At 63.4% G+C, this 12687-nt stretch carries 9 protein-coding genes; 8 read left to right on the top strand and 1 reads right to left on the bottom strand.

Annotated elements, in window-relative coordinates; genetic code table 11:
• The first annotated feature begins 53 nt into the window (after positions 1–53).
• The 5 genes from FPT15_RS02620 to FPT15_RS02640 all read left to right on the top strand — a co-directional run bounded on the left by FPT15_RS02620 (position 54) and on the right by FPT15_RS02640 (position 9217).
• A complete protein-coding gene (locus FPT15_RS02620; protein ID WP_145158255.1) occupies positions 54–1031 on the top strand; it encodes an asparaginase in 978 nt (325 codons plus the stop codon).
• A gap of 50 nt (positions 1032–1081) precedes the next feature.
• Positions 1082–2074, top strand: coding sequence for an AraC family transcriptional regulator (locus FPT15_RS02625; RefSeq protein WP_145158258.1), 993 nt, complete (start codon positions 1082–1084; stop codon positions 2072–2074).
• Positions 2075–2206: 132 nt separating this feature from the next.
• Positions 2207–3241 carry a histone deacetylase family protein gene (locus FPT15_RS02630; protein ID WP_145158261.1) on the top strand — a complete coding sequence of 345 codons (1035 nt, stop codon included), beginning with the start codon at positions 2207–2209 and terminating at the stop codon, positions 3239–3241.
• On the top strand, positions 3238–4329 hold the full coding sequence (locus FPT15_RS02635; RefSeq protein ID WP_145158264.1) for a polyamine ABC transporter substrate-binding protein: 1092 nt from the start codon (positions 3238–3240) through the stop codon (positions 4327–4329). The genes FPT15_RS02630 and FPT15_RS02635 overlap by 4 nt, the downstream gene beginning before the upstream one ends.
• A 295-nt stretch (positions 4330–4624) precedes the next feature.
• Positions 4625–9217, top strand: a complete 4593-nt coding sequence (locus FPT15_RS02640) for a dermonecrotic toxin domain-containing protein (RefSeq protein ID WP_145158268.1) — start codon at positions 4625–4627, stop codon at positions 9215–9217.
• On the opposite strand, the gene FPT15_RS02645 is transcribed toward FPT15_RS02640, so the two are convergent.
• Positions 9173–10765, bottom strand: a complete 1593-nt coding sequence (locus FPT15_RS02645; protein ID WP_145158271.1) for a PLP-dependent aminotransferase family protein — start codon at positions 10763–10765, stop codon at positions 9173–9175. The two genes, FPT15_RS02640 and FPT15_RS02645, sit on opposite strands and share 45 nt — an antisense overlap.
• 87 nt (positions 10766–10852) lie before the next feature.
• Here FPT15_RS02645 and FPT15_RS02650 point away from each other — a divergent pair, with 87 nt between their 5' ends.
• The 3 genes from FPT15_RS02650 to FPT15_RS02660 are packed head-to-tail and all read left to right on the top strand — an operon-like array spanning position 10853 to position 12616.
• A complete protein-coding gene (locus FPT15_RS02650; protein ID WP_145158274.1) occupies positions 10853–11491 on the top strand; it encodes an FMN-binding negative transcriptional regulator in 639 nt (212 codons plus the stop codon).
• A complete protein-coding gene (locus FPT15_RS02655) occupies positions 11488–11934 on the top strand; it encodes a GNAT family N-acetyltransferase (RefSeq protein ID WP_145158276.1) in 447 nt (148 codons plus the stop codon). Before FPT15_RS02650 ends, FPT15_RS02655 begins: the two co-directional genes overlap by 4 nt.
• Before the next feature lie 10 nt (positions 11935–11944).
• Positions 11945–12616 (top strand): GNAT family N-acetyltransferase, encoded by a 672-nt coding sequence (locus FPT15_RS02660; RefSeq protein WP_145158279.1) that lies wholly within the window; start codon positions 11945–11947, stop codon positions 12614–12616.
• Positions 12617–12687: the final 71 nt, after the last annotated feature.

Raw genomic sequence — 12687 nt, forward strand, 5'->3', positions numbered from 1 at the left:
GGCCTTGGGCATGCTCTGGGCCCGGCGGCGTTTTTCGTTCAGGAGAAGTCTCGATGACCACAGCTAACACCATCATGGTGCTCTACACCGGCGGCACCATCGGCATGCAAGCCAGCGCCAACGGCCTGGCCCCGGCATCCGGTTTTGAAGCGCGCATGCGCGAACAGCTTGCCACCCTGCCACTGCCTGCCTGGCGCTTCCGGGAAATGGCGCCCCTGATCGACAGCGCCAACATGACCCCGGCCTACTGGCAGCGCCTGCGCGTCGCGGTGATTGAAGCCGTGGACGAGGGCTGCGACGCGGTACTGATCCTGCACGGCACCGACACCCTGGCTTACAGCGCGGCGGCCATGAGCTTCCAGTTGCTCGGCCTGCCGGCGCCGGTGGTGTTCACCGGTTCCATGCTGCCCGCCGGCGTGCCCGACAGCGACGCCTGGGAAAACGTCAGTGGCGCCCTGCACGCGTTGGGCGAAGGCCTGTCGCCGGGCGTTCAGCTGTATTTCCATGGCGCGCTGATGGCGCCGACCCGTTGCGCGAAAATCCGTAGTTTCGGTCGCCACCCGTTTGCTGCCCTGCAACGCAACGGGGGTGTCGCCCAGGCCGAAATGATCCCGGCCGCCCTGCATTACCGTCAGCCCAAAGCGTTGGCCAACGTCGGCGTGCTGCCGCTGGTGCCGGGTATCGCCGCCGGGCAGCTCGATGCGCTGATCGACAGCGGCATTCAGGCGCTGGTGCTCGAATGCTTCGGCAGCGGCACCGGGCCGAGTGACAACCCAGCCTTCCTCGCCAGCCTCAAGCATGCGCAGGACCTGGGTGTGGTCGTCGTCGCAATCACCCAATGCCATGAGGGCGGCGTGGAACTGGACGTGTACGAAGCTGGCAGCCGTCTGCGCGGCGTGGGCGTGCTTTCCGGTGGCGGCATGACCCGCGAAGCGGTGTTCGGCAAGCTCAACGCCTTGCTCGGCGCCGGCCTCGAAATCAGCGAGGTCCGCCGCCTGGTAGAACTGGACCTGTGCGGCGAACTGAGCTGACCGGCATGTAACTTGCTCCCCTTCCAGCCATCCCCTGGCTGGAAGTTCCCATGCTGCACTCCCACCTCACCACCCTCAATGCCGTCTCTTTGGTGCTCAACACTTTCAAGGCCGAAGGTTTGCCGTTTGAGGCGCTGCTGGCCGGCAGTGGTATCTGCGCGGCGGACCTGAGCCGCTCCGACACGCGCATCACCACTAATCAGGAGATGCGTGTGTGTGCCAACGCCGTGGCCCTGCGCCAGGATGTCGGCCTGGAGCTGGGGCGCCAAATGCATGTGTCGGCCTACGGCATGCTCGGTTACGCCCTGCTCACCAGTGCCACCTTCGGTGACGCTTTGCGCCTGGCCCTGCGTTATCCGGCGCTGTTGGGAACACTTTTCGAGCTGAGCCTTGAAGAGGACGGCGATCGCATCTGGTTCACCGCCAGCGACTACCGCGAAAACCCTGCGCTGGAAATGTTCAACGTCGAACTGTGCCTGGCCTCGCTCAAGGTGATCTGCGACGACCTGCTCGGCCAGCCCCTGCCGCTGCTCGCCGCGCGCTTTGAACATGACGCCCCGGACTACCGCACGCGTTACGCCGAGCGCTTCCCTTGCCCGTTGCAGTTTCAGGCCACCACCAACGCCTTTGCGTTCGACAAGCACTGGCTCGACCGGCCGCTGCCGCTGGCTGACGCGATTACCCACCAGGCCATGGCCGAGCGCTGCCGCAAACAGAACCTGGAGTTCACCGGGCGCCAGGCCTGGCTGGGCAGGATTCGCCAGCTGCTCACCGCTCAACTCAACGCAGCACCTGGCCTGGAAGGCCTGGCCGAGCAAATGAACTGTTCGGCGCGCACCCTGCGTCGGCATCTGCACGATTTGGGATGCAGCTATCAGGAACTGCTCGACGAGCTGCGCTTTGAGCGCGCCAAGCAACTGCTGGCCGAAGACCAATGGCCGATCTATCGGATTGCCGAGGCGTTGGGCTTCAGTGAAACCGCGAGTTTCAGGCATGCGTTTGTCCGCTGGAGCGGCGTGGCGCCGAGCCAATTTCGACCGTGACGCCCCATTGAGGGGCGAATTTCGGACAGACAATTTGGCCATATTCATCCCCTTTTGGCCGCTCCTGCCATTCTCATAAACCGCGTCCGCCGCAAGACTGCATCCACCGATACAGCCTGCGGAGAACAACAAATGCTGACGATCTACTCGGACGATCACCACCTGCACCACGGCCGTTGCGAACTGATGGACGGGCAACTGATGCCGTGCTTTGAGATGCCCTCGCGTGCCGACCACGTGCTGCAACGGGTCAAGGACCGTGAACTGGGGCCGGTCAACGCGCCACAGGACTTTGGCCTGGCACCGCTGCAACGCATTCACAGCCGTGACTACCTGGATTTCTTCAAAGGTGCCTGGGAGCGCTGGACCGAATTCGGCCAGGACGGCGACCTGCTGCCCTACACCTGGCCCGCCCGCACCTTGCGCCGCGTGTTGCCCACCAGCCTGCACGGGCAGCTCGGTTACTACAGCTTCGACGGCGGCGCGCCGATTACCGCCGGCACCTGGCAAGCGGCCTACAGCGCGGCGCAAGTCGCCCTCACCGCCCAGGCCGCCATCCAACAGGGCGCCCATAGCGCCTTCGCCCTGTGCCGCCCGCCGGGGCACCACGCCGCCAGCGACTTGATGGGCGGTTATTGCTACCTCAATAACGCCGCCATCGCCGCCCAGGCCTTTCTCGATCAGGGCCACAAAAAAGTCGCGATTCTCGATGTGGATTACCACCACGGCAACGGCACCCAGTCGATTTTCTATGAGCGCAGCGATGTGCTGTTCACCTCGATCCACGGCCACCCGGAAGCGGAGTTTCCGTTTTTTCTGGGTTATGCCGATGAGCTGGGCGACGCCGCGGGTGAAGGTTTCAACTTCAACTATCCGCTGCCCGCCGGCTCCGGCTGGGACACCTGGAGCGCCGCGCTGGAGCAGGCCTGCCAGGAAATTACGCGCTACGGCGCCGACATCATCGTCGTGTCCCTGGGTGTGGACACCTTCAAGGACGACCCGATCTCGCAGTTCAAGCTCGACAGCCCGGATTACCTGGCCATGGGCGCGCGTATCGCCCGGCTGGGCAAACCCACGCTGTTCGTGATGGAAGGCGGTTATGCGGTGGAAGAAATCGGCATCAACGCCGTCAACGTTCTCGAAGGTTTTGAAGGGGCAGCCCAATGAACATGCTCAAGTCACTCGTGCTCTGCGCCGCCGTTATCAGTGGCGCGGCGCATGCCGAAGAGAAAACCCTGCGGGTCTACAACTGGTTCGACTACATCACGCCCAAAGCGCTGGATGACTTCAAGGCACAGCACTCCGACATCAAGCTGGTGTACGACATTTTCGACACCAACGAGGCGCTGGAAGCCAAGCTGCTGACCGGCAACTCCGGCTATGACGTGGTGGTGCCGTCCAACGTATTCCTGGCCAAACAGATCGAAGCCGGCGTGTTCCAGCCGCTGGACCGCAGCCAGCTGCCGAACTGGAACCACCTCGATCCCAAGCTGATGAAGCTGATCGAAGCCAACGACCCGGGCAATAAATTCGCCGTGCCCTACATGTACGGCACCATCCTCATCGGCTTCAACCCCGCCAAGGTCAAGGCCGCGCTGGGTGACAACGCACCAGTGGACAGCTGGGACCTGATCTTCAAGGAAGAAAACATCAGCAAGCTCAAGCAGTGCGGCGTCGCGCTGCTGGACTCGCCTTCGGAGATTCTGCCGCTGGCCCTGCAACACCTGGGCCTTGACCCCAACAGCAACAACCCCAAGGACTATGAAAAAGCCGAAGCGCTGCTGATGAAAATCCGCCCCTACATCACGTACTTTCACTCCTCCAAGTACATGGCCGATATCGCCAACGGTGACATCTGTGTGGCCGTTGGCTATTCCGGCAGCTTCTCCCAGGCCGCCAACCGCGCCAAAGAGGCGAAGAACGGCGTGACCGTGGACATGCGCCTGCCCAAGGAAGGTGCGCCGATCTGGTTCGACATGCTCGCCATCCCCAAAGGCGCCAAGAACCCGCAGGACGCCTACACCTTTATCAACTACCTGCTGCAACCGCAGGTGATCGCGCCGATCAGCGATTTTGTCGGCTACCCCAACCCCAACAAAGACGCGACCGAGCAGGTTGATGCGTCGATTCGCAACAACCCCAACCTGTACCCGACCGAGGCGGCTATGGCCACGCTCTACACCTTGAAACCACTGGGGCGCGACGCCGAGCGCGCTCGCACGCGGGCCTGGACCAAGATCAAGTCGGGCACCTGACACCCCACCGCCAACGGACAGTCAGTGACCCTGAGACTGACTGTCCGCCACCCATCTGCTCACAAGAGAACCTGCCACCCGAGCAGCGCTGCAACCTCCCTGGTCGCTGAGCCCGTCGGCCACCGGCAACGCACACTCCCCGCCGCCGCTAACTAAGTAATGCCCGCCCCCTCCTCATCGCGCCTAACGTGAGCGCGATCGTCGCCGCAAGATCAGCCAGGAACCGCTACAGCCAGGGTCTGCGCGCTGAGGCCCACGGGCGACCTCGCGTATTTCTCAAGGCCAAGGAGTGCCCATGAAAGACCTCGTTCCAACCGAAAACAGCGGATTACTAGCGCAGCTGGCCACCGGCCCGTCCCTGCGCGAAGTGGCTTGCACCACCTTGCGTGCGGCGCTGCGCGAGCTGTATCCGGAGCTGGATATCAACCCGGACCTGGCCATCGTCAACGCCCCGCAATGGCTCGAACTGGGCGGCGACATCATCCCCGCCAAGCCGGCAACGGACACCCTCACCGGCGCCCTGACACGCAGTGCAATCTCCCGCATGCCCGTGACTTACCTTGATCGCGAACACTACTTGGCGTACCCCTCAGGCAATGGCCCTGACGTGCACCTGCCCGTCAGGATCGACGCGATAGGCCGACTGATCAATGAGCTGGCGCCGCTGCTGTTCGTGGCCTTCCAGGAGCAACAGATAGATTTCTGGAACCAGAGCGCAGGCACCACCGGCCCACGCTGGCAGCTATTTGCCCAGTCGCTGCGCGATGTGTGGAACGTGCAGGAGGTTCATGGCTGGAACGCCGACGACTGCGCCGTGGCGCGGGCGGTGTTCCACTGTCCCGAGTTCGTCAAGCGCCAGCCCCACGACCCGTACGCGACACGCGCCTACCTGGTGGACATCGATGCGCAGGACGCCAGCGGCGCCCAGCACATCAGCGTTACGGCCATGGCCGTGCTGATCGCGCATCACGGTGAACAGACCATCATCCTCAGCTACTCGATCGATACCGGCTATGCAAAATTTGCCAGCCTGGAGGCCTTCGGCCAGGCACTGCTGCCCTATATCGCCGACCTGCCCGGCAAAACCCTGAACTGGCGCTTGCTGGAACCGGACGGCAACTTTTTCGAACACCAGGCCTGCAGCCTGATCGGCTTGCAAATCGAAGCCATGGGCGATCTCGACCTGGCCGATGCGGCCCCCAAATCGCTGTTGCCCGCCCGCGCTATCGGCATGCAAGGGGCCGAGCTGGCGCTTCTCGATCAGTCGCGTATTGGCACCACGCGACGGGCATTGCCGGCCTGGCTGCTGCAGGCCTCGGAAACCGATCAGTCGGCCTACGGGCGCTACATGATGGACCTGGCCGCGCTGAGCCTTCAAAGCAACGGCAAGACCTTCATGGACGAACTGCCAACCCTCACCGACTTCACCCGTACGGCCTTGCGCACGGCGCTCATCAAGGACCATCCGCAGGCCTCATCACTGGATCTGGACCGCGTGACAATAACGATCACCAGCCAAGTCGTGTGGGGGACCGTCGCGCTGCCTGGCCAGACGCAAACCCTGACCTTGAGCCTGGTCGAGCTGGCCTTGCAAAACCTCGTCGCGCTGCCGCTGGGCAACAAGACTGTGAGTTACCAGGACGGCAGCCCGACACCCGCGTGGATGACCGCAGACTACCTGGAGCAACTGGTCACCCAGGCAGACATCGGCAAGCACTACCCCGAGCGGGTCAACACACTGCTGCTGGCCAATCCCGAGCAAGCCTTGCGGCGCCAACAGTTGTACGCCGGACAACTGAGCCTGCAACTGCCCTTGCTGGCGCTGCAGTACAAGATTCGAGGCCTGTTCGACGTTGACGAACAGGGTTATCGCTACGTGCACGCGGTCATGGCCAGCAGCGCGCAACACAGCCGAGTGGATGGCGTCACCGTGGTAATCCGGCCGCTGACACTGCGCCCCCGGTGGCGCGTGAGCGGCGCCACCGACAGCGTCGATAACATGTTTCTCATTGGGCCGCAGGACCCTGCGAATGGCCCTTGTCTGTTGTATCGACCATTGTCCAACGAACCCTTGGTGCAGTTTCCCTCACAAGCCAACCTGCTTTACGCCATCAAGCAGGACACGCCGTTACGCCAGTCGGTACTGGCCTGGTTGCCCGACGCTGTGCGCCAGGATTACGCCCAGTTTGTCTTCCCCGGCAGCGTGCCTTCACCCTGGGTCCTGCCGACGCTGCTCAGCGAGCCGGTGAGTTCGATGGTGATGAGCGGCCCGATTGAGTTCGGCACCCAGGCGCTGGGCGCGGACTGCCTCGCGGTGCTGTACAACGCCAACGCCCGCGCCCTGGTGACATTGGCCGACCGTCAATCGGTGTCCAATGCCGAGGCTCGCTGGGAAAGCTTCAAGCATGCAGGCTGGATTGTTCTGAATGCGGCGCTGCCGTTCATGGGCCGCACAGCGGGCGCCGCAGCCTGGATCTGGCAACTCATGGATGACCTGCAGCAGGTTATCGAGGCCCGGCAAAGCGGCGATCAAGCAGCGGGCGTGAGTGCTGCGGTGGACTTTTTTCTGACCCTGGGCATGGCCCTGGCGCTGCACATCAGCCTGCAGCGCGCGCCGGTGCGTGCGCCTGAAAAACGCCCGCCGCCGGCAGCGTCGTTACCGGCCAAACCGTCGATCATCCAGCACCCCACGCTCGACACCGCGCACCTGCCGACTGACCATGACATCAACCTCCACACCCGCGGCGCCCTCACGCGTAACCGCAACAGCCTGGACGCGACACTGGACAGTTTCAGCCTGGCCAAACCTGCAGGGCTAGGCGACATAATCACCCAGCCCGGCCCTCATCTGCACCTCTACCCCAAGGGCCAGGCGTGGTACGTCCCGGTGGCGCAGCGCTGGTTCGAAGTGACGCTCGATGAAAACGACACCGTGCTGATCATCGACCCCAAGGACCCGAAACGCGAAGGCCCGGCCTTGATTGGCAACCGTCTCGGCCAATGGTTTGTCGACACCCGGTTGCGCCTGCGCGGCGGCGGAATGCGCAGCCGGCGACAGAAAGGCCAGCGCCTGAGGCCGCCGAAAATCCGCGAACTGCGTGAGCAACTGGCAGCCTTCGACACACAGGTCGAACAACGGCGCCAGGACATGATGGGTTTGCAGCAGGCCATCGATCACGCGCCACCGGCCGATCGCGCAGAGGCCCGCACCACCTACCTGACGCACGTCAGCAGGCGCCTTGAAGAATTGGACGTACCGATCGCCCAGCTCAAATCGCTGAACATCCTCGATACCGTGCCGACGTATCAGGAAGCCATGCTGGGCTACCTGCATGACCAGATGATCCTGGCGCGAAGTGCCACCGCCGAACAGATGATCCGCTTTCGAGACGGGCTGCACACCGTGTCTGAATACCTGGACAACGAGGACTTGCCAGACACCCCGATGGCCCTGGAAGACTGCCGTGCCGTCGACGCGTCGACCCAGGCCATGGTCGAGCGCATCAGTTACCTGCAATCACGGTTCAAGGAGGCCCGCGCCCTGGGGGTCAAAGGCGTGGAACTGGTGCTGCGCCACGAACAGGTGCTGCCCAAGATAACTCTGGATGACCTCAAGGCGTTCCGGATCACCCTGTCACGCTTCCTCTGCGTGAATGAAGCCGCCTCGGCCAGCAAAGACACTGCCCGTTCGGTGATCGCCCAGATGGTCGACCGGGCGGAACTGGCGGTACAGAGCCTGTGCGAAGCCTTGCAGCCAGACAATCTGGCCACGCTGGATGAACAGATCGAGGTCCTCGACAGCCTGGTAGACCAGTTCACTGGCCTGGATCAAAGCCTGGCCGATTTGCCGGCCGATTTTCCACTGGATGTGCATCGCCCGGCCCTGGAGACCTTGCAGCAGCTCACCGAAGAATTTGCCCAACGGGCGGTCAAGCAAATGACCACGCTGCTGCGCGAGCGCAAGGCCCTGGAGTCGGCAATTGCCGGCCCCTCCGCGCCTGTGCCCAGACCGCAGAAAAAGGTGATCAAGACCCGCTTCCAGGGCATCGTGGTCGGCGAAGAACGCCCGCCACAACGGGGAGAACCGACCCCGCTGGTGGAGGTCAAGCAAGCACTGACCGGCAAGGTGATTGCCCTGTTTCATAAAAAGGACGGGGTATGGGTTGAGCGTGAGCGTACGGTGGCGCGGCCCACTGCGCGGGCGCAGTCGCGAAGCGTGGCCGCCGGTATCGCCAGTGCTCAGGCGCTGCTCGACGACGTCGAACAGTTCATCACGCGCACCCAGCGCCTGGCCGGCGAGGCAAGACGCCTGCCCGTGGAGATTGAAGAGCGTTTCCACCGCCGCGCCGCGCAGCTGGCCCAGGCCGGCGAGGACATTGAGGAGGCATTGACCGCCAGCAATATGACCGAAAGCGGCTCACCGTCGGCCGCCTTGATCAACCGCAGCCTCGATGCCGCGATCAAACGCCTCTACGCCGAGGGCCTGCGCACCCGGCTCGACATGCTCAAGCAGCGCCCACCGACGGCCGCGCATGTCGAACTGCTGTACCGTGAAAACGAGATCATCATCAAACCGCTGCCAGGCCCACGCAGCAAGCTTTCCGGCCGCCACAAGGGCTATTTGAAGGAGTACGAAATCCTCGACGCCAAACACTCGAATGCGCTGTGGTACGCCCACTTTCACTACAAGGACCTGGTCAGTCCCGAGGAGGCCTACACCGCCGCGCACCTCAAGACCCAATCGCAGCGGCGTCTGGGCGGCAAGTATGAAGCGCCGGCCAAGGCCGATGACCGCGACAATATCGCGGTGTACCGCAGTGAGATCGGGCCGTTGCTGGCGCGATCACTGTTCTTCAAGACTGCCGCCTTGCCGGTGCCCCGGCGCTGAAGGTGGTGGCTGACACTCCCAGGCGCGGTACAACCGCCCAAGCGCCTGCGCGATGCTCGCCGGCGGCACGGCGGCAAACCCCAAGACCAGCCCGGCGCGCTGGTCGGGAGGTGTGCTGGAGTCCGGCAGCCAATAGGCGCTCAAGCCATTGACCTCGACCCCCACGGCGTGGGCCTGCGCCACCAGTTGCTGTTCGCGGGCGAGGCTGTCCACTCGCACCGTGAGGTGCAAGCCTGCCGCGACAGTGGGCAGGCTGCTCACGCCCGGCAGCTCACCGGGCCAGCCGCTCAACAGCGCGTCACGCCGGCTCAGCGCAGCGCGTCGCATACGCCGGATATGCCGCTGAAAGTGCCCCGCCGCCATGAACTCCGCCATCACCGCCTGAGTACTGACCTCCGAGTGGCGCATGTCGACCGCACGGCGCCGCGCAAACGCATCCACCAGGGCCGGCGGCAACACCAGGTAACCCAGACGCAACGCGGGAAACGCCACTTTGCCGAATGTGCCCACGTACAACACCCGCCCCTTGCGATCCAGCGCGGCCAAAGGCGACAAGGGTGCGCCGCTGTAGCGGTACTCACCGTCGTAGTCATCCTCGATGATCCAACCGCCCGTGCGCTCGGCCCAGGCCAGCAATTCCAGGCGGCGGGCCAGGCTCATGACCACGCCCAACGGGTACTGGTGGGAGGGGGTGACATACGCCACGCGACAATCGCTCAGGGTATTGAGCACCTGGCAGTCAATGCCCTCGCCGTCCACGGGTACGCCGTGCAGGCGCCCACCGGCCAGGGCAAACGCGTGACCGGCGGCGCGGTAGCCCGGATTTTCTACCGCCACGCCATCGCCCGGCTCTACCAGCAACTGTGCACAAAGGCTGATTGCCTGTTGCGCGCCGCAGGTGATCACAATTTGCTCAGCGGCACATTGCATGCCCCTGGAGCTGCGCAAATAAGCGGCAATCAGACCACGCAGGCGCGCGTCACCCGCCGGGTCGCCGTAGCACAGCTGCTCAAGGTCCGGTTTGCGCCAAAAAGCCCCATTCAGCTTGGCCCAGACCTCAAACGGAAACAGATCAAAGGCAGGCACACCCACGCGAAATGCCCGTGGCGGCCCCGACGGAGGCTGGGACAGATGGTTGGTTTTTACCCGCGCCAGGCTGGTGCTGTGGATAACTTCATGGTCCAGATCTTCCGGCAAATTCGCGCATTTTGTGGATAAGGCTGGGGATAAGCCTGTTGAAAACCCTGTGGATACTTTTGTGGATAGTTTTTTCGGCGTGGGCAACTGGGCAACGTAGGTGCCGTCGCCAACGCGACTCTCGATAAATCCCTCTGCATACAGCTGGTCATAGGCGCGCACCACACTGTTGCGGGAAATCGACAACGCCGCCGCCAGGTCACGGGTGGCGGGCAACCGCGTGCCGCTGACCAGCCGCCCGTCCAACACGCGCTGGCGCAGGGCGTCATACAGCTGGCGCGTCAAACCCAGGCGGCGATCCAGCTCAATCCCAGCGGGGTTGAATGACAGCGGCGGTGTGAAAGGCGACATATTGGACCTATGAAATTGGTGCCATTTGGCTCTTACAACAGACCAATAGCCTGCCTAGGATGCAGGCATTCGCCAAGGAATATTTCCATGTACACACCCCGCGCCTTTGCCCTCGACGATTTGCCCGAACTGCAGCAACTGATCCAGCACACTCGCCTGGCGCAGTTGGTGACCTTTGGCGAGCAGGGCCTGCAGGCCAGCCACCTGCCGCTGCTGCTCAACCCCGATCAAGGCCCGAACGGTACGCTTTACGGGCACATGGCCAAGGCCAACCCCCAATGGCGCGACCTGCAAAATGGCAGCGAAGCCCTGGTGATCTTTGCCGGCGCCGACGCCTACATCAGCCCGGCGTTTTACCCGGCCAAGGCCGAGCACGGCAAAGTGGTGCCCACCTGGAATTACATCGCCGTGCATGCGTACGGCAAGGCCGAGGTATTTGCCGATGCCGAGCGCTTGCTGGCGGTGGTCACGGCGCTGACCGACCGCCACGAAGGCAACCGCGCCCAGCCCTGGAGCGTCAGCGATGCCCCCGCCGACTACATTGACGGCATGCTCAAGGCCATCGTCGGCTTCGCCCTGCCCATCGAGCGCCTGATCGGCAAACGCAAACTCAGCCAGAACCGCAGCCAGGCCGATATCAACGGCGTGCGCGAGGGCTTGGCCGCCAGCATTGATGTGCGCGATCAGACGCTCGCGCGCTTTATCCCTCAAGGAGGCACAGAATGAGCCAGATCGATATCCGCCCCGTCACCGCCGCCGACCATGCCGCCTGGCTGCCACTGTGGCAGGCGTACTTGAGGTTCTACGAAACCCAATTGCCCGACGCCGTCAGCCAAAGCACCTGGCAGCGCCTGATCGATGCCAGTGAGCCGACCCATTCCGCCCTGGCCTGGCAGGACGGCAAGGCGGTGGGCATGGTCAACTTCATCTACCACCGCTCCAACTGGAGCATTGAAAATTCCTGCTACCTGCAGGACCTGCTGGTGGAGCCGGCCCAACGCGGCAGCGGCGTGGGTCGCAAGCTGATCGAGTTTGTCTACGCCACCGCCAAGGCTGACGGTTGCTGCAAGGTCCACTGGTTGACCCACGAGACCAACGCCACCGCGATTCAACTCTACGAACGCATTGCCGAACGTCCTGGCTTTATCCAATTTCGCAAAGGTCTTTAAGGAGCCCCGCATGCCTATCTCACCCGCCGACTGGAAAGGCGTTCCCGCGCCCACCGTTCAAGTGCTCGAAGGGCGTTTCATCCGCCTGGAAAAACTCGACCCCGCGCGCCATGGCGATGGCCTGTTCCGGGCCCTTGAAGGCCCGGGCGCCGATCCGAAGCTCTGGGACTACTTGCCTTACGGCCCCTTCCCCGAGCGCGCCGCGTTTGATGCCTGGCTCAACAACCATGCCCAGCACAGCGACCCGTATTTCTTCAGCGTGATCGACCGCCAGAGCGGCGAGGTGCAAGGCATCCTCAGCCTGATGTCCATCGTCCCGGCCCAGGGCCGCATCGAAATCGGCCACGTGACCTTCGGCGCGTCGATGCAACGCTCGCCCAAAAGCACCGAGGCGGTGTACCTGCTGGCCAGACACGCTTTCGAGCAGGGCTACCGTCGCCTGGAATGGAAGTGCAACAACGGCAATGCCCGTTCCAAATACGCGGCGCAGCGCTTGGGCTTCAGCTTTGAAGGCGTGTTCCGCCAGCACATGGTGGTCAAGGGACAGAACCGCGATACGGCGTGGTATTCGATCCTGGATTCGGAATGGCCAACCCTTGGAGCGGGGTTTGAAGCGTGGCTGTCCGAGGCGAACCAGCATGGTTCTGGCCAACTGAAAACACTGGCCGAGTGCCGGACCTGATTCTCAGCCACAACACAAAACCACTGTGGGAGCGGGCTTGCTCGCTCCCACAGTTGATCTGCAGCGGGCCC

This window comes from Pseudomonas sp. RGB (assembly GCF_007713445.1).
Classification (GTDB): Bacteria; Pseudomonadota; Gammaproteobacteria; order Pseudomonadales; family Pseudomonadaceae; genus Aquipseudomonas.

What these genes read in the sequence shown, in the direction of transcription:
- FPT15_RS02630 (WP_145158261.1), top strand. Translation starts at nt 2,207, where the DNA reads ATGCTGACGATCTACTCGGACGATCACCACCTGCACCACGGCCGTTGC.
- FPT15_RS02640 (WP_145158268.1), top strand. Translation starts at nt 4,625, where the DNA reads ATGAAAGACCTCGTTCCAACCGAAAACAGCGGATTACTAGCGCAGCTG.
- FPT15_RS02660 (WP_145158279.1), top strand. Translation starts at nt 11,945, where the DNA reads ATGCCTATCTCACCCGCCGACTGGAAAGGCGTTCCCGCGCCCACCGTT.
- FPT15_RS02620 (WP_145158255.1), top strand. Translation starts at nt 54, where the DNA reads ATGACCACAGCTAACACCATCATGGTGCTCTACACCGGCGGCACCATC.
- FPT15_RS02650 (WP_145158274.1), top strand. Translation starts at nt 10,853, where the DNA reads ATGTACACACCCCGCGCCTTTGCCCTCGACGATTTGCCCGAACTGCAG.
- FPT15_RS02625 (WP_145158258.1), top strand. Translation starts at nt 1,082, where the DNA reads ATGCTGCACTCCCACCTCACCACCCTCAATGCCGTCTCTTTGGTGCTC.
- FPT15_RS02645 (WP_145158271.1), bottom strand. Translation starts at nt 10,765, where the DNA reads ATGTCGCCTTTCACACCGCCGCTGTCATTCAACCCCGCTGGGATTGAG.
- FPT15_RS02635 (WP_145158264.1), top strand. Translation starts at nt 3,238, where the DNA reads ATGAACATGCTCAAGTCACTCGTGCTCTGCGCCGCCGTTATCAGTGGC.
- FPT15_RS02655 (WP_145158276.1), top strand. Translation starts at nt 11,488, where the DNA reads ATGAGCCAGATCGATATCCGCCCCGTCACCGCCGCCGACCATGCCGCC.